20 protein-coding genes and 1 pseudogene are annotated in these 17,015 nt (G+C 41.4%); 12 read left to right on the forward strand and 9 right to left on the reverse strand.

Features of this window, described 5'->3' with window-relative positions; all coding sequences use genetic code 11:
* The first annotated feature begins 98 nt into the window (after positions 1-98).
* The 3 genes from JCM19038_RS11395 (at position 99) to JCM19038_RS11405 (ending at position 2,515) form a co-directional block, all read left to right on the forward strand.
* Positions 99-659, forward strand: coding sequence for a DUF418 domain-containing protein (locus JCM19038_RS11395; RefSeq protein ID WP_052361525.1), 561 nt, complete (start codon positions 99-101; stop codon positions 657-659).
* Complete coding sequence (locus JCM19038_RS11400) at positions 656-1,300, forward strand: DUF418 domain-containing protein (RefSeq protein ID WP_042417987.1); 645 nt, start codon at positions 656-658, stop codon at positions 1,298-1,300. The genes JCM19038_RS11395 and JCM19038_RS11400 overlap by 4 nt, the downstream gene beginning before the upstream one ends.
* 87 nt (positions 1,301-1,387) lie before the next feature.
* Entirely contained in the window at positions 1,388-2,515 is a 1,128-nt protein-coding gene (locus JCM19038_RS11405; protein ID WP_042417989.1) for a hypothetical protein, read from the forward strand.
* 6 nt (positions 2,516-2,521) lie between these two features.
* Here JCM19038_RS11405 and JCM19038_RS11410 read toward each other — a convergent pair whose 3' ends face one another.
* The gene (locus JCM19038_RS11410) at positions 2,522-3,181 is read right to left on the reverse strand and encodes a DUF6320 domain-containing protein (RefSeq protein WP_042360614.1); all 660 of its coding nucleotides are present in this window, start codon (positions 3,179-3,181) and stop codon (positions 2,522-2,524) included.
* Between the two features lie 4 nt (positions 3,182-3,185).
* A complete protein-coding gene (locus tag JCM19038_RS11415) occupies positions 3,186-4,442 on the reverse strand; it encodes an alcohol acetyltransferase (protein WP_042417991.1) in 1,257 nt (418 codons plus the stop codon).
* Positions 4,443-4,581: 139 nt separating this feature from the next.
* On the opposite strand from JCM19038_RS11415, the gene JCM19038_RS11420 reads away from it, so the two are divergent.
* A complete protein-coding gene (locus tag JCM19038_RS11420; protein WP_042417994.1) occupies positions 4,582-5,316 on the forward strand; it encodes a MerR family transcriptional regulator in 735 nt (244 codons plus the stop codon).
* 517 nt (positions 5,317-5,833) lie between these two features.
* Here the strand turns inward: JCM19038_RS11420 and JCM19038_RS11430 are convergent.
* On the reverse strand, positions 5,834-7,147 hold the full coding sequence (locus JCM19038_RS11430; protein WP_042418003.1) for a D-arabinono-1,4-lactone oxidase: 1,314 nt from the start codon (positions 7,145-7,147) through the stop codon (positions 5,834-5,836).
* Positions 7,148-7,222: 75 nt separating this feature from the next.
* Between JCM19038_RS11430 and JCM19038_RS23670 the strand changes: the two genes are divergently transcribed.
* Positions 7,223-7,414 carry a hypothetical protein gene (locus JCM19038_RS23670; protein WP_238554393.1) on the forward strand — a complete coding sequence of 64 codons (192 nt, stop codon included), beginning with the start codon at positions 7,223-7,225 and terminating at the stop codon, positions 7,412-7,414.
* Between the two features lie 7 nt (positions 7,415-7,421).
* On the opposite strand, the gene JCM19038_RS11435 is transcribed toward JCM19038_RS23670, so the two are convergent.
* On the reverse strand, positions 7,422-8,315 hold the full coding sequence (locus JCM19038_RS11435; protein ID WP_238554394.1) for an alanine racemase: 894 nt from the start codon (positions 8,313-8,315) through the stop codon (positions 7,422-7,424).
* 97 nt (positions 8,316-8,412) lie between these two features.
* Here JCM19038_RS11435 and JCM19038_RS11440 point away from each other — a divergent pair, with 97 nt between their 5' ends.
* Positions 8,413-8,856, forward strand: a complete 444-nt coding sequence (locus JCM19038_RS11440) for a GNAT family N-acetyltransferase (protein ID WP_042418005.1) — start codon at positions 8,413-8,415, stop codon at positions 8,854-8,856.
* An 8-nt stretch (positions 8,857-8,864) separates the two neighbouring features.
* Here the strand turns inward: JCM19038_RS11440 and JCM19038_RS11445 are convergent, their stop codons facing one another.
* The 5 genes and pseudogenes from JCM19038_RS11445 to JCM19038_RS11460 all read right to left on the reverse strand — a co-directional run bounded on the left by JCM19038_RS11445 (position 8,865) and on the right by JCM19038_RS11460 (position 12,014).
* Positions 8,865-9,926, reverse strand: coding sequence for a DUF3900 domain-containing protein (locus JCM19038_RS11445; protein ID WP_042418008.1), 1,062 nt, complete (start codon positions 9,924-9,926; stop codon positions 8,865-8,867).
* A 227-nt stretch (positions 9,927-10,153) separates the two neighbouring features.
* Positions 10,154-10,327 carry a hypothetical protein gene (locus tag JCM19038_RS22860; protein WP_193745113.1) on the reverse strand — a complete coding sequence of 58 codons (174 nt, stop codon included), beginning with the start codon at positions 10,325-10,327 and terminating at the stop codon, positions 10,154-10,156.
* 67 nt (positions 10,328-10,394) lie between these two features.
* Entirely contained in the window at positions 10,395-10,760 is a 366-nt protein-coding gene (locus JCM19038_RS11450; RefSeq protein WP_052361528.1) for a hypothetical protein, read from the reverse strand.
* A 214-nt stretch (positions 10,761-10,974) separates the two neighbouring features.
* Positions 10,975-11,631 (reverse strand): bacillithiol biosynthesis deacetylase BshB2, encoded by a 657-nt coding sequence (gene bshB2, locus JCM19038_RS11455; protein ID WP_042418011.1) that lies wholly within the window; start codon positions 11,629-11,631, stop codon positions 10,975-10,977.
* Positions 11,632-11,646: 15 nt separating this feature from the next.
* A pseudogene (locus tag JCM19038_RS11460) lies at positions 11,647-12,014 on the reverse strand (DUF1806 family protein).
* Between the two features lie 102 nt (positions 12,015-12,116).
* On the opposite strand from JCM19038_RS11460, the gene JCM19038_RS11465 reads away from it, so the two are divergent.
* The 6 genes from JCM19038_RS11465 to JCM19038_RS11490 all read left to right on the forward strand — a co-directional run bounded on the left by JCM19038_RS11465 (position 12,117) and on the right by JCM19038_RS11490 (position 16,962).
* The gene (locus tag JCM19038_RS11465) at positions 12,117-12,350 is read left to right on the forward strand and encodes a hypothetical protein (RefSeq protein ID WP_042418014.1); all 234 of its coding nucleotides are present in this window, start codon (positions 12,117-12,119) and stop codon (positions 12,348-12,350) included.
* A gap of 57 nt (positions 12,351-12,407) precedes the next feature.
* Positions 12,408-13,022, forward strand: coding sequence for a sulfite exporter TauE/SafE family protein (locus JCM19038_RS11470; RefSeq protein WP_052361531.1), 615 nt, complete (start codon positions 12,408-12,410; stop codon positions 13,020-13,022).
* A gap of 289 nt (positions 13,023-13,311) precedes the next feature.
* Positions 13,312-14,187, forward strand: coding sequence for a cation diffusion facilitator family transporter (locus JCM19038_RS11475; RefSeq protein WP_042418017.1), 876 nt, complete (start codon positions 13,312-13,314; stop codon positions 14,185-14,187).
* An 11-nt stretch (positions 14,188-14,198) separates the two neighbouring features.
* On the forward strand, positions 14,199-14,489 hold the full coding sequence (locus JCM19038_RS11480) for a hypothetical protein (protein ID WP_042418020.1): 291 nt from the start codon (positions 14,199-14,201) through the stop codon (positions 14,487-14,489).
* A 5-nt stretch (positions 14,490-14,494) separates the two neighbouring features.
* Entirely contained in the window at positions 14,495-15,157 is a 663-nt protein-coding gene (locus JCM19038_RS11485; RefSeq protein WP_193745114.1) for a DUF418 domain-containing protein, read from the forward strand.
* 152 nt (positions 15,158-15,309) lie between these two features.
* Positions 15,310-16,962 (forward strand): BCCT family transporter, encoded by a 1,653-nt coding sequence (locus JCM19038_RS11490; protein WP_042418026.1) that lies wholly within the window; start codon positions 15,310-15,312, stop codon positions 16,960-16,962.
* The last annotated feature ends 53 nt before the right edge of the window (positions 16,963-17,015 follow it).

Below are 17,015 nucleotides of genomic sequence, written 5' to 3' on the forward strand. Positions count from 1 at the left end.
CGACAAGAACTAAAGAAATCCTTTTTTAAAATTCTGTTAAAACCTGCTTTTTTAAACTCGGATTACGTATAATAAAGAAATACAGAGGAGGAGATGAGTTGAAACATCAAAGTATTGCGGAGCAAGATCGGATACATACGCTAGACATCATTCGAGGGATCGCGATTCTAGGGATTGCGATGGCGAATATGATGCATTTCAAAACGCTAGCAGATTTAGATATGATGACGATGATCGAAGGGCGTGGGTTACCAGAAGCTACGCTTGACGCGTTGAGTTCATTGTTTATTACGTTCTTTGTAGAAGGTAAATTCTACCCGATGTTCTCATTATTATTTGGTTTAGGGTTTTATATTTTTTATTCTAGAACATTAGAAAAGGACTTAAATGCAAATCGCCTGTTTTCTAGACGACTAACGTTTTTGATTATAATCGGTTTGTTGCACCAATTCTTGTTCTGGCACGGTGACATCTTATTTACTTACGGTGTTACGGGGTTCTTACTGTTGCTATTTATATCTAGACAACCGAAAACGATATTGCTTTGGGCAACTTTAATGCTTGCTATAAGTAGTTTTTTCTATGCAATCTTAACTGCCGGTATGGGGCTATTATTTGGTCTTGGAAAGGAAGCAATGTCTAGTAAGTATCAATCGTGAGCGAACAATCCAATGAAGTGATGGCGAATGGGAATTATTTCGAAATTCTTCTTCATCGATTACCTGAATCGTTTCTTATGATCTTTAACGTATTTATGGTCATTCCGACGATCTTACCACTCTTTTTACTCGGGCTTTATTTCGGTAAGACAGGAATGTTCCATAACGTAGAAGAACATGTAGGGAAATGGAAGAAGATTTGTATTCACACAGCTTGGAGTGGGATTTTATTGTCTGTTTTAACGACTGCGTTGATTCATGATTTCTTCCCGATCCCACCAGGTGTCGGTTACGGGTTAGGTACCGGAATTCGCATGTTTACAGGTCCGATATTGATGCTGTTCTTCGTGTCAGCATTTGTGTTATTGCTAAGAAAAGAATCACGTCAAGCAATGTTAAAACCAATTGCAGCAGTGGGCCGCATGGCGCTTACGAATTACTTGATGCAAACGTTAATCTTCGTTTTCATCTTCCACGGTTACGGTCTTGGGTTATTCAACCAAGTAGGAAGTTTTATTGGCCTTGTTATTTCAGTTTTAGTTTTCGGTTTGCAAATTCTATTTAGTACACTTTACTTGAAGAAATTTAAACAAGGGCCGATGGAAACATTATGGCGGAAATGGACGTACAAGAACGCTTAACTTAATGGTAAGAAGCCTGTTGGAGAATTTTCAACAGGTTTTTCTTTATGATCGTTAAAGTGATGCGAAAGATTGTGAGTGTGAAATATGAAAGAAAAAACCGTCGCAATCATCGGAGGAACGGATGCAACAATTTGTAATCTGTTGAATTGTGTACATAAGAGTGGAAAGGTTCTTGTCATTTCAGAGAGGAACATAATCGAAGAAGAGGGTGGACGCATCACATGGCGTGAAACGAATGTGTTTTCCTTAACCGATCTGAAGCGTGCATTAAAAGGCGTTGATGTTGTTGTGTTCGTAAATCAATGGGAGAGACCGACTGCTCGGTTAATCCAAGCTGAGAATGAAGATTTAAATGTAATGCTTGCTGACAACATAGCGCAGGCAGCTGTGTTAAATGGGCTTGATCAAATCGTTTGCGTCAGTGGGGATCGTCAAGGACAAGAAATCGAGCATGTGCTAACGTCGTATGGAATTGATGTGACGACTGTACAATTTGGACGGCTCGTTGGCGCAAAGAAGAGAAAGCATCCAAGTCGTAAAGAACTCGTTTATAAAGAAGTTATGATTGAGACGAACCTAGAGAGACAAAAGCGCTCGAAAAGCACTCGTCATCTTAAGAAGATGTGGGTTCGGGTTACGACAAACACGGCAAGTGCGTCGCCAGAACCAATCATCAGCACCATTGTTCATTCACTGCTGTCACAACCCATACGGTTAGCACAATTGATTGACATGTCTTTGTCTAATGTAGCAACGAAGAAGCAAATTGCGAAGCAGGCGATCACCTATCAAAAATCCGATGTGTGTTCAATTCAACGAATTCAGTTACCAGAACATCGCGATGCATCATGGGCTGCAAATCGATACATCGACTGGTTAGAAGAGGTCGGAAGCCCATTTTTAAGAACAATGACGAGTAAAAACAAAGAGACGACCATCTATTTGTTTCGTATTCCAGTGCTACGTTTCATGCACTCAGAAGAGCATAGTGATAACGGTCGAATGGTGTTCCACATTAGCGGAGGACTATTCGCTAAAAAGCATAACAAGGGTTATATAGAATTTAGACAAGTCATCAATCATCAGACGTGCATCATTGCCATTCAAGAGTACGAACCTAGTCTTCCATGGTTCCTCTATGTTCGAACACAAGCGACCGTCCACGAAGTTGTTATGGCGTTATTTCGAATGCACGTCCAAAAACAAAAATAACAATTGCTAAAAATGAAAGCGACGAACGATTTCATTTTTCATAGACTTGTTTGCAAATAAGACCATGCCGATCAATGTAAGTAGCGCATATAGTCCGGTCATCGCACTTGGCCATAGTACGTATGACAATGAACTGACAAACAGTATGACGGGTAAAAACCCTAAAACGACCATCGTTAACATATAGCCAAGGTATTCGCGCCACTTCATTGGCTTTCTTAACACGACGAGAGTAACGAGTAGTGTCGATAACGTAACGAGAAAGGGAATAACGTAATGAATTGACCAACGGGAATTGCCTGATGCAGCGTCTAAAACGACGAGCATGGCAGATAAAGCGATCACTTGAAAGATTAATTTGGAACCAACGTGCGCCCTAGAAAGAATCGTATGATTGATCAGTAGAACAACGTAGACGACAGGTCCGATAATGTAAAACACCCAAAGTTCATCAGGTGTGGTTAATAAGTTAATCAGAATGCACGTACTAATAATAAAAATTGCGATAAAGAGTACAATTCGTTGTGCGAAACTACGTCGGGCAAGGTTCGATACGTAAACGGGATAGCTTGGTATTGCTTCATGCTCTGACGAGAGCTGTCGTTTGCAAAGCGGGCAACTTTGTTGCGTTGTATAAATGTTGCAATTGGAGCAATGATGTTCCATCGAATCACCTGCCATCGTTGGAATACACGTGAACGTTTAAGTTGTGCGTTTGTGTTAATTCTTGAAAAAAGGCGCGAATAAGATCGGCTTCTTTAATGGTGCGCGCAAATGAAATGACGAGTTCGTCCTTGATGGCAACCATTCCTCCGTTTATCGGACTTTTTCTCGTTGGATACATGACCATTTCCATATGTTCTACGTATTTTTGCATACTTTTAGGAAGCTCAATTCTTCCAATGTTCGTTAATGTCATCGATTTTGTGCGTTCTCCATAACTTTTATAACCATAACGAATCGCATGATACTTCAAGAAAATCGGGATAAAGCGTGCAGCTAACATCGTTTGCCATTGAACGTGATGGTTTAAACTTTGTTGTAACGATTCTTTGCGTGCTTTGCTTTGTAATTGTGAAGTGATGCCCTCGATGATTTCTTCAATTGTCATTCGATCGTGTACGCGCATTCCGACATTGACGACTGCAAAAAAGTTTCGCAACGTTTTTGAAGGGAAAAAGCTCCGTAAATTGACCGGAATGGCAATTTTGATTTCTTCTTTACGAAATCGATAATTCAATTTTTCTTTGTAGATGGCATGAATCATGACGGCAGTAAGGAAAGCCGTAACGGTAGTACCGTAGGATTTGGCGAGCTGATGAACATCACTTGCACATAGCTTTCCGTGAACGACAATAGTCTCCTCAATGTGCTCGCCGCGGATTTGATAAGCATGCGTTTCCTTAGGTTTTTTACCTTTATCTTTCGTGACGTAATTTTGATAACTATCATCGATTTCATAATGACTTGGTTCATCTTCGATATCGAGAAGGGTTCCATCATGTTCTACCGTTTCTCCTGAATGAATCAAGTAATAGTAGACGAGCGCTTTTATGAATTCTAAAGCTCCAGTTCCGTCCGTCATTGAATGGAAGAACTCGACGGCAAGTCGTTTATTGTAATAAACCACTCGAAGTAAGTATCCATTCGTTTCAATCGGATCAATCGGTGCACATGGGTATCTCTTTTCCCGTTGAACGAGTAATTTCTGATCGTTCTCAACGAGGAAGTCCCAAAACAACCCTTTACCTAACTTGACCGCAAACATTGGCAGGCGTTTCATGACGTCATCAAGTGCACGTTGCAAATGTGTGGCATTAACGTCGCTGGTCATAATCATAGAAATCCGGAAGACCGAAGAGTTGGCTTGCTCGGACACAGCATGAAACATCTTGCCAGCGTTATCTATTTTGTACCATTGATTCATAGAAGAAGCCCCTCTACACAACCTTTATTGCTATCATAGCATTACCATATGGGTCGTTTCATTTGCATTTTTATTAAAAAACTCTGGAGATTGATTACTTGCGTGCATCTATACTACCAGAAAAAGAGGAGAGATGGGATTGTTAACGATCGGTAATCTGTCAAAGAAAACGGGTGTGACCGTACGTACACTCGGCTATTACGACCAAATTGGGTTGCTTGCACCTGCTTCTAGAACCGAAGGGGGACATCGGCTTTATGATGCGGCTCAAATTATAAGGCTTGAACAAATTGTCTCGTTAAAATATCTCGGTTTCTCATTAGATGAGATCAAGCTCATGATCGATGATGGGACAGAATCGATTTACAATTCATTAGAAAAGCAGCTTCAGCTCGTGCGTGAACAAAAGGCAGAATTGCAACGGGTTGAACAGGCGCTAGAGAGTATGCATCATTCCATTCGTACAGACGAAGAAATGAACTGGGCTTTGCTGTTTCAAGTCATGAGGTTATTTCAACAAGATCAACGAGAGTTGAAACAACGATTAGATCGCTACCTAAATGAAGAGCAAAAACAACATATGTTAACGGCGAACTTGGACAACGAGCAGCGAGCGGAGTGGTTGGCGCTCATAGCAGATGTGAAAAAACACGTAAATGAGCCCCCACACTCTGCAAAGGCACAACAACTTGCAACACGGTGGATAGAGCACGTGTACACCATGTTTGGGAACGATGACTCATTTTTAGAAAATGCATGGGATGCTGTTCGTGAAGAGGCAGATGGAGTCATGTTTTATCCGATGACGAAGGAAGTCGTAACGTTTATTCAAAAAGCCATCGAGTATAAGGAGAATCACCAACTGCTGGAGTAAAGGATTCGTGGTTCTTGATCGAATGAGAAAGCGGTAAGAATCACATGCAATAATTCTTTTGTTCGTAGGATTTCGAGAAAGTAAAGGTCATCGTAGTCAGTTGAACCGAAAAATGGCCCGTAAAGGGTAGGAAGGTAGCGTTCGGGTTGATCGCAATGAAGTAGCGTTTGTTCACATTGATTCATTAATGCTCGCAGTTGTGTTTGATTAACAGGGTATACCTTGCAATCATCGCAATGTGATTGTACGTGTTCAATAAACCAACGATGAATGTGGTTCGCTTTCCGCCAGTAAATCAATTCTTCATGAACACGTTGATTATTTTTTTGTCGTTCGACGACTAGGTACATATCAAGTCCGATACGAATCACCTCAATGTGTTTAATTAATTGGATAAGGAATGAAAGAAATGTGTGGATGTGTAGAGGGGTGATATGAGTATAACACGTAAATGACAGAATTCTCTCTCTTTAATTAGGTAAGGTCCTTTCCCAACGAACGAAAGGACCTCGTAGTTTTAGCGGTAAAACAGTTCACGTAAATAACTATTCAAAAACATTTGATCAGGATCAAATTGCTCCCTAAGGTGAAGAAAGTCTTGAAAGCGCGGATACAGAACGCTTAATTGCTCCGTTGATTTTGTGTGTAGCTTTCCCCAATGGGGACGCCCTTCAAACGTATCCATGATCGTTTCCATCGCCTTAAAGTAAGGGCGGTATTTTGTTCCAGAATACATATGAAAAGCGATATAAGCAGAAGGACGTTCATAGGACGGACTGAGCCACAATTGGTCTGCCTTTACCGTACGTACTTCAATTGGAAAATGAACATGATAGTTAGACGTGTGTAGCGCTGTGCGAATGTGAGCAAGGATCTGTGGTAATTTCTCGAGAGGTACCGCATACTCCATTTCAACGAATCGAACGTTTCTCGGTGTAGAAAATAACTCATCACTTGGTGCGTGTAGTGATGTTTCTGAAACCGCAATAGATGAGAGGCGACTAAAAAACTTACTGCTCTTTGGGAATGTTTTGCAGACGCTAGACACGCATTGTAACAAATAGTTTTCAACGACGAGGCTTGTCGTTTTATGTTTCGTTATGTCCTCGGGTCCGTGATCAGAAGGGTCCATCGTTTTGACGTGAACCGTATCGGAATGAGGAAAGAGAAAGAACTCAAAATGTTGGTGTTCTTCAACCCATTGAAACAACTCTCGTTGCAAGTCAGCAAATTGTACTTTAGCACTTTCATAATGATAGATCGGACGTTTTACGACCCGAAGTGTAACCGACACGACGATGCCTAGCGTTCCGAGTGATACAATCGCACCATAGAATGCATCTTTGTTTGTTCGTCGATGTAACGAGCTTAATGAACCATCAGCTTTGACAATTGTGAGCGATTCAACTTGTGTACTGATTGAACCAAACGTGATTCCTGTTCCGTGAGTTCCTGTGGCAATGGCACCAGCGACACTTTGTACATTAATGTCTCCTAAGTTTTCTAACGAGAACCCATGAACTGCTAACCGTTCAGAAAGGTCAAAGAGTTTCGTGCCGGCTAGAACGGTCACGGTTTCGTTTTTGTCATCAAGAGAAACAATCCCCGTTAATCGATCAAGGGATACTAGGCAATCAGACGTAGCAACGAGTGGTGTGAATGAATGACCAGCACCTACGACACGGATTGTTCGTTTTTGGTTGCGAGATTGGGTAATAATCTCTTGGACATCAGCAACGGACTCTGGGTAATACCAATCCGTTGGTACACTATGAAACGTTTGAGCCCAGTTATAAAACGTGTTTGTTTTTGTACGTACGAACGATGTCATAGAAAACAAATCCCCTCTCCTCGATACGTTGGAACGTGACCGACGACCTGATTGTTTCGAATGAGTGCAATCGATGTGAAGCGCTCACAAATTTCACCGGCTTTAACAGGACGGAAAATGACTGGATCTCCAATTGAAAGCGTTGAAGATCTACACTGTATCGGTGTCTGGACTTCCCCTGCCCCTTCTAAGGAGAGTAGTTGTGCATCTTCTGGATATACAGGAGATGGTAAGCGGTCTTTCCCTGATGCACCAGAGGCAACATAACCACCACCTAGACACGTATAAATCTGACTTGTAGGTTTTCGTACGACCGGCAGTGCAAAGTAAAGAGCGGGGTCGTATTGAAAGGATGAATAGTGATCAAATAATGTTGGCTGATAAAGACAGATCCGACCGTCAATTCAGTCACAGAGGGATCTTGTGCAGTTGTCATTAAGCTGCCAGTGCCACCGCCATTGATGAAGGATAGCTTAATGCCTTCTTTGCGCAAAGCTTTTACGACTTGTTGCCGTTTCGAATGCACCTGTTTTACACTTGCTTTTTTTAATCGTTTAATGGCAAAATCTTTGATAGACTGGTCGGAGTAATCGGTCACGCCAGCAAGTTGCGCTTCATAACCCATGATACCGATGAGTTTTAAATTAGGATAATTCTGAATTCTTTTCGCGAACTGTACGACTTTTTCTGTAGTGCGTAGTGGTGAACGCCTTACACCGAAATGAAATCCATTGAAATTCGTACTCATGTCAACATCAATGCAAATACAGAATTGACTTTGTTCATCATGAGCAATTGCTTGCAGAAAAGAAAGGTGTTCGTCATCATCGACCATGACAGTAATGTTCGCTCCGGTTTTCATGTGACGCGTGAGCTTGTGCAGTTCATGGCGATCTGTAGAAGGGTAAGCGACGAGAATATCATCAATGCCTTCAGCGTATAACCAATTCGCTTCTTCAACAGAATAAGACATCACACCTTGATAGGTTTGAGAAGATTTCATGATATGTTTAAGCAATGGCAACGATCGAATTGATTTTGTGGCAAGACGAATCGTCTTCCCTTGACTCCGGTTTGCGATCGCATTGAGGTTTCGGTTTAGTGCATCAACATCGAGAAAAAGTGCAGGTAATGTTTGTGATTTGATCAAATCAACAGGTAGATTCATACACGTTTGTCTCCCCTCATCGTTATCATAATTATTCGTAAACGTTTGAAACGATGCAACTAGAATTAGACTGCCATGTGAAGACGGAGGTTCTTAAATGATTGAATACAAAGATGCAACAAACGATGATTTTGAACGGTTAGTCTCTCTTCGAACGACAGCGATGATTCATGATTTCAAACGACATGAACTTGATCTTAATCGTACAAAGGAATTCTTTCGGAAAAGCTTTAAAGCGGTCTATACGAAAATGCTATACATGAACGATGATTGGGTTGGATGCGTTGCCCTTCATCCTGATGATGAGTACGATACAGAACTTAAGCACTTTTATATTCATGCAGCTTATCGAGGTCAAGGGATCGGCAAACACGTACTGCAATCAATTATTGAGCGTCAGCGGCTAGACAATAAGAACCTTTGTCTCTATGTATTTAAAGAAAGTGCCGCAATACCGATTTATGAAAAGCATGGCTTTGTTGAGGTAGAGGTAGGGGATTTCACCCAACGGTTAGCGTTATGGCAAAAGCCACCGCTATAGACGGTGGCCTAACTACGCTCTTGGATTCGTTTAAGCAGCGACACAAGGTCTTCAGGCTTGTAAAATTCAATGGGCGTTGCCCCTTTTTGAAACGATAAATGATCGGCCTCTACGACAAGCAAATAGCGATCATTTACTTTCGCTAAATGGATCGATTCCCCAAATTCTGCTAACGGTCCTTTAATTTCTGTCTCTCCGATTTTCATGCGAATTTCTGCATCAGGGTTTTGTTCCACGATTTGTGCAGAAGCTTCAATAACTTGATGGGTTGAGAGTTGCTCGGTAATTTCGCGCTGATCACTCGTTTGCCACTCATCAAGTGAACGTTCCCACTGTTCTTTTTCCTCACTTCCCTCATCAAACGATTCAGAGATATGTTCAGTCATCATTTCTTTTACAGTTGACTTTAGAAGAGTTGGGACGCTATCACCGTATTGCACGAAAGCGAGGAAATCTTGAAAGTAGCGCGCGTGTGACGACTGGTGAATCTTCAGCTCAGCCGTTTGTACCATTCCCTCTTCAATCATAAATGGGTATTGAATCGACTTCATATTCTTCGTTGTAATTGCGTACTCAATTTTTTTCAAAAGCGAAGAAGAGTTGGTGACACTGGCTACTTTCTGTTCGAAGTCGCATTTTAAGATGAACACAAACTCATCAGAGTAATATTTCTTTGGGACGGCAGACATGACAAGAAAGACCCCGCCGCGAACAGCCGATGTTTCTGTATAAAGCTTTGCAAATTCTTCACTATGTTGCCTGAACACATCAGATGTTTGTGCACGCAATGTTTTTTGGAAGAGTGCATAGTTCGGGTTCGAATCGAGCGGATAGTCTGCTTCTGTAATAAAGCGACCGATTTTGGTGGGGGTTTGCTCGGATTTCGGATGGTGTTCAGCTTTTCGATTAACAATTCTTTTTAATTCACCATCGAGAAAATCTTTTAGTTCACTTTCTTCAAAAGCATCGGTATCAAACGTTTGAAAATGCTCAAAACGTTTAATGGCGTCATCACCACTACCTTCGACCGTAATGACATAAAAAGATAGAAACTTTATTGTAAATTCCACTTTCATCACCTCTAGTTGCTGAACCTAGTATACTGACAGCGTCACCAAGATTCAATGGATGAAGAGTGGAAGATACATAAAGATTGCGAGAACACCGATGACAGTTAAGAGCAAAATCCCCTTCCATCGCTTGCGTTTCATAAAGAGCACACTGACGATGATTCCTTGTAGCACAATGAATGTAGCACCGGTGATAATCAGTGGTGGAAACAAAAGCCACGTACCGATTACGTTGAGGACGATTCCGATTGGCATAAGGCAATTAGCATAACAAGCCAAGCATTTGATTTTATTTTTTGAAGCAGTTTTTTTCGTTCGTCTTCAGACAGATGATCAAACTCTACAAGTGTAAGCCAGCCAGTAATAATAAGGATGGTACCGGTAATTGTAATAGAACGCATTCATCTACCCCTTTTTGTCCTACTGTTTCCGAAATTGTTTCTTTTAAAACAAAAGGGGTAGTGTTCATTACTCACCGTAAGCGGTTTGGTCTGAACGAATGACATTGAGTTCTGTTATTCCTGCCGGTTCACGCATGCCTCGAATCCACGTTTCCAAGTCATAATTACCACGATCAATAATTTCGGACAGCATTTCGAGCGAAGAGGTCAATTCTGAAAGGCAGTCTAGTCCATGGTTTAATATAATGCCTTTTCTTCTCGCTTTTTGGACAGAGTGCTCCATTTTGTAGTCATACTCTCCATATGTAAAAACGATCGTACAGCCAGCGCGGTCCCAATTAAAATCAAATTCTTTGATCTTAAGTCGCTTCATAATTTTAAGTAATTTCTTTTCAATATGCTTTTGCTCTTTAAAAGGTACCCATTTAAACATAAAGCACACCTTCCTTACTCAAGTTAGCGGTCTTACTAAACAAGTTTCAACAAATCTCTCGTATTTCCTTGACCTAATCGACTGACATATTGCGACATATTATGACAAATTTGAAAAAGGTATACAGTTAGGCGCGTCATGTCGGGCGTTGAACATAATCATTGTTCGACAAAAAGAAAACCTTTGGCTGTAAAAACAGTCCAAAGGTTGGATACTATTCGTCATCAAATGAGTAGACATGAAAGCGCTCATTCTCGAGACGTTCAGATACTTCTTGTTCTCCAGCGAGGTAACGTTTTTCGTATTCACGAAACATCGTACCAAATTGTGAGTCATGTGCTTTAATCGTACTGATTTTTTGATTGATGAAAGGTTTCACGGAATACTCAATTTCTGGGTCATCTTTTGTAATGGCGATTCCCCAAAAACGAGGCCGTTTATCGCTTTTAATCTCTGCAAGTGCATCGCGAACGGCTGCAGATGTCGCATCGTGATCAGGATGTACGCCGTGTTCTGGATAAAAAGAAATCACAACACTCGGATTAAGTTCATCGATCAAGTTTAAGACGACTTGCTTTAGCACCCCATCATCGAGGAATTCTAACGTTTTATCACGGTAGCCGAGCATTCTAAGGTCATCTAGGCCCATCGATTCTGCCGCTTCAAAGAGTTCTCGTTTACGAATATCGCGAAGGGACTCTCGCGTTGCGATTGGTGGATTACCGACATTTCGCCCCATTTCACCAAGCGTTAAGCAAGCATACGTAACAGGTGTTCCTTTTGCAATTTGACCTGAGATGGTTCCGCTCACTCCATACGCTTCATCATCTGGATGGGGGAAGATGACTAGAACGTGTCGTTCATCATACATAGGTTTAAGCTCCTTTTAATTATGTTGAAATGGTTGTTCAGATAGTTGTAGGGTTACGGCAATTTTGCCTTCATAATTAAGTCCCATCAATATGAATTCGTCATTTTCATTGATGACGTAATGAGTTAAGCCTTCAGCATAAATCCAACCAATCTCAAGTTCTAAACCAACGCGATACGGTCCTTGTCCTTGAATCTTTCCTTGCTTGTACGAAACCGAAGCATTTCGTATATAGCACTAGCTGAAAAAAAGGATTGGTCAAAATGAGAAGCGTAGGCACCATTTGTTGTTTCTAAGTGTAAATAAACGTTTTTCGTTGCATAACGATCGATGATCGTTTGAACGTCTTGTTTGACGATCTCTTTCAAAGCAATTGCCTCCAATCCACATCTTTCACTACATTATAAACAAAGTTGCTTACGGAATCCAAAAGGTTGAGCTTAACCACCTGTGTAATCGGGAAAAGGATGGACGAGGTGGTCCCTATGAAGTTACTCTCCTACGGCTATTGGCGAAAAGGGCAAATTCGTGCAACGTTTGATTTGTTTCCAGACTCATTGGTTACGTTTCGCCGAATTGGTTCTTTTTATTTTGTGTATATGATTTCTTGGTCCGAACTTGATCTTGTCGTTACTCGTGAACATTTAAAGATAATGGAAATTCTAATGAATAAAGAACTTGGCACGATTGATGCGTATAACAGCAGAAGGCGCTCTTAGTCAGCTGTACGTGTATGGTATAGTGATGATACAGCTAGAGTGTGATGAGGGATGCATGTGGAATTAGAGTTGTGGGCGTATATTGTTATTTTTGTTGTCGGTTTTTTTGCGGGCGTTATAAATACCGTTTCAGCAGGCGGCTCATTGTTGACATTACCGATGTTAATTTTTTTAGGTTTACCGTCTGCAGAAGCGAACGGAACAAACCGTGTCGCGATTGTTGTGCAAAGTCTGAGTGCAGTACTAGCGTTTAAACGCAAAGGAAAGTTGGAGACGAAGGTAAGCTCTATTGTCGCATTGCCAGCAATTATCGGTTCCATCTTTGGAGCGATGGCAGCTGTATCAATCAGTGATGCATTGTTCCAGCTCATTCTTGCGATTACGATGATCGTCACCATCGTATTTATCGTCTGGGATCCGTCAAAACGAGAAGCACCTGGAGTCATGCTTTCGAGCAACCGCAAGGTATTAGGAATGATTGCTTTTTTTGCAATTGGATTTTATGGCGGGTTTATTCAAGTTGGTGCAGGTTTTTATATTGTTCTGACGGCGATGCTGATTATGCAGTTATCGTTTATTCACGCCAACAGTGTGAAAGTGATGATTACGGGTTTGTATATATTTGTTTCCTTACTCGTATTTGGTATAAACGGAGAAGTAACTGGTGGTTAGGTCTCGTCCTCGCATTAGGGAATGCATCAGGGGCGTGGCTTGGAAGTAGTATTATTATGTCGAGTCAGTCTAAATGGATTAAATGGATATTGTTCGTGACAGTCATTGTTATGTCGATCCGTCTTATCTATGAAGCGTTTGTGTAATGAGAAACAGCGATGGACCGAGAGGTTATCGCTGTTTTTATGTTTTTAAAGGTGGAGTGTGTCTCGTGAATAAAAATCAAAGTTTACCTCAAACTAAATGTAGTCTGTATGCATATAGATAGTGTTTAGAGAGGAGGGTGCGAATGGGCCGTTATGAACGTTTGCGTGAAGGTGAGCGTGGCGCTTGGGTGAGTATTGCTGCGTATTTAAGTTTAGCCTCTGTAAAATTGGTGATTGGTTATCTCTTTTTATCCCAAGCCTTAATTGCCGATGGATTTAATAACGCAGCAGACATTGTCGTGTCCGTTGCTGTGCTCGTCGGACTTCGTATCTCCCAAAAGCCGCCAGATCACGATCATCCTTACGGTCACTTTCGTGCCGAGAACATTGCAAGCTTGCTTGCTGCATTTATTATTATGCTCGTTGGCTTCCAAGTGTTATGGGGAGCAGGGACGTCATTGTTTGGTGAAACGAGGACTGAATCACCGAGCTTAATTGCTGCTTGGGTGGCGATTGGTGCCGCGTTTATTATGTTTTTCGTCTCAATGTATAACACGAAGCTGGCGAAGCGTGTCGATAGTCAGGCCTTGCGGGCAGTAGCAAAAGACAATCGTGTCGATGCTTATGTGAGTGTGGGGGCGTTTGTCGGGATTATCGGTGCTTACTTTCATTTAGGGTGGGTCGATTCATTAGCAGCGTTGCTCATCGGTCTTGTGATTTGTCATACGGCTTGGCAGATCTTTAAGGATGCTGCCCATTCGTTGTCAGATGGATTTGACGAAGAACATTTATCGAACTATCGTGACACCATTGAGGAACTAGATCATGTGCAAGGGTTACGGATGCTTCGAGCGAGAAAGCTTGGAAGTGCGGTTCATGCAGAAGTCATCATTGAAGTGGACCCAGATTTATCTGTAGAAGATAGTCATGAAATTGCTGAGAGAGTCGAAACGAATCTAAAAACTGAACATGAAATTGAGCATGCCCATGTGCATATTGAGCCGAAAAAAGAAGAGTAGGGGGTCACAACGTGCATCAGCGCCTTGACGTCATCGATCAATTTCGCGGGTTTGCACTTTGTGGCTTACCTTTTGTGAATATGATGATTTTCTTTCAGGGGAAATTTGTGTACACAGATGAAGTACTGAATGCTTGGTTGGAACGTTCAGTTGTTATTCTAATGGAAGGGCGTTTCATCTCAATCTTTTCATTTTTGTTTGGGTTAAGTTTTTTCCTATTCTTTGATCGAAAGAAAGTGCTTGTCGATGTGGTATCTATAAGGTATGCCAAGCGCTTAAGTATCCTCGTTTTACTCGGATGATGCACATGATGATCAATCCAGGGGACGTGTTATTGCTGTATGGCGTATACGGAATCGTTTTACTACCTTGTATGAAGCTACCAAAACCGTTGCTTCTAACCGTAGGAATACTCGGTACGGTTGTAGCAACAGTGACAACAATAAAGTTTCTTTTGCCACTGCCGCTCATGATTTTAGGACTGGCGGTTGGTAAGTATCGGATCTTTGAACGGATTTCGCGAACAATTGTCACTCGATTGGTTGTAGTCAGCGGCCTATTCGCAGTAATTGCTTTCATTTATTTAGTAAATATCGCACCGAGTTTTTCAATTCAGCTTTATGAACCAATAGCACATGCAACATTTGCTGATCGTGCATTTATGCTTTGGCCTATCTTTACATGTTTGTATATTGCTTTAATCGTTCGATTTTCAAGTGCTTTACGTTTTCTTATCCCGATTGGAAAAATGCCAATTACGATTTATATTGGTCAATCCATTTTATTATTGTTATTGTCCCCAAGTGATTTAATCACCTTAGGACAAGCTTTTGCCACTAGCGCTATAATCGTGATTATCTGTTTTATTTGTTCGCATGTTTGGTTACGCTTTTTTGCAAATGGACCTCTAGAATGGCTGATTCGCACCGGAACGAATACAGAGGTATCGCGAGCAATTTCCCAAAGATGATTCATATGGATCGTGAAAAACAAGTTTAAGAATGAACGTAGTGTGGGAATTAATATTTAAGTACTACATAATTCATTCGTATTACAAATCAAAGTGACAGGAAAGGTGGTAAGCTCGCTGTCATGATTCACTTATGACATTGAGCAAACTTTATGAAAAATAGTAAGTTATCTATCGTTTTTTGGGTATCGCTCGCACTTGCCGGTGTATTCATCCTTTGGGGTGTATTCTTACCAGACAATGTTGAAACGGTACTCGGATTTATTGATGGATTAATCGCGAATAACTTTGGTTGGGTATATATTATTGCAACAACGTTGTTTGTATTACTCGCATTGTTTCTCGTGTTTGGACCTTATGGACGCATTCGTCTAGGAAGGCCTGACGAAAGGCCAGAATACAGCTACTTTACATGGTTTGCATTTTTATTTACTGCAGGGATGGGTGTTGGGCTTGTTTTCTTCGGTATTTCCGAGCCTTTAACGCATTTCCACAACCCGCCATCTGTTGATCCGGGTACTGTAGCAGCTGCTGAAGAGTCAACAAGGTACACGCTCTTTCATTGGGGATTTCATCCGTGGGCTACATATGCAATCGTTGCCCTAACCCTCGCTTACTTTAAGTTCCGTCATCAGGCGCCAGCACTCATTAGTTCAGCATTCACACCGTTAATTGGTCATCGTGCACAAGGTGGTCTTGGTCATAGTATTGATGTACTAGCGGTTTTTGCAACGATTTTTGGTATTGCCACATCACTTGGACTCGGTGCAACGCAAATTACAGCGGGTTTAAGTTATACATTTGATGGGATTACGAATAGCACGATGACGACGATGATTGTTATCGCTGTCGTTACCGTTATCTTCATTCTTTCAGCCTCAACAGGGGTTGATAAAGGAATTCGTTATTTGAGTTGGATGAATATCGTTGTTGCCATTGCATTGATGATCTTAGTCTTCATCTTAGGATCATCGATACAAATGATTGAAGCATTTACAACCACGCTCGGAAGTTACATTCAGAGCATCCCAAGTATGACGCTTGGAATGAACGCTTTTGAAGGTGAACGTGAGTTCTTAAATGACTGGACATTGTTCTACTGGGCTTGGTGGATTGGTTGGTCTCCTTTTGTAGGTACGTTTATTGCACGAGTTTCAAGAGGACGTACCATTCGTGAATTTGTCATTGGTGTTACAGCCGTTCCAGTGTTATTTAGTGCAGTTTGGTTCTCAATCTTTGGTATTGCAGGTATTGAGATGGACAACGCATTAAATGGTGGACTTTATGAAATTGTAAGCGAACAAGGAAACGAAGTAGCACTGTTTGCTTTCTTAGAACAGTATCCTTGGAGTCCAGTTATTATGGGTATTGCGATTCTCCTGATTTCTTCATTCTTCATTACGTCAGCAGATGCTGCGACATTTGTTTTAGGGATGTTAACGACAGGTGGTCGTTTGAACCCGCAAGTGAAGATCAAAGTTATCTGGGGTGTTATTCTTTCAGCAACAGCTGCGGCGCTATTGTTATCAGGCGGACTTCAAGCTTTAGAAATGGCCATGTTGATCGCTGCATTCCCGTTCACCTTTGTCGTCTTGTTGATGGCAATATCTTTACTCAAAGCGTTAAGTGGTGAGTACGATATTCTCAGATTAGAGAGTAAGCATAAAGAGTACGAGCCGACCTTCTTGGAAGAATCTAAAGAAGAACTTAAAGAGAAACGTGAAGAATTTGAACAAACAATGCCAGAAGAATTAATTGACGAGAGTGATGAAGAAACAAATAAAAACGAAGATGATACGAAGTAAGCAAATCCGCTGAGATTTTTCTCAGCGGATTTTTTGTAACATTTTATGGAAAG

The sequence above is a fragment of the Geomicrobium sp. JCM 19038 genome (assembly GCF_000698125.1).
Classification (GTDB): Bacteria; Bacillota; Bacilli; order Bacillales; family Marinococcaceae; genus Geomicrobium_A.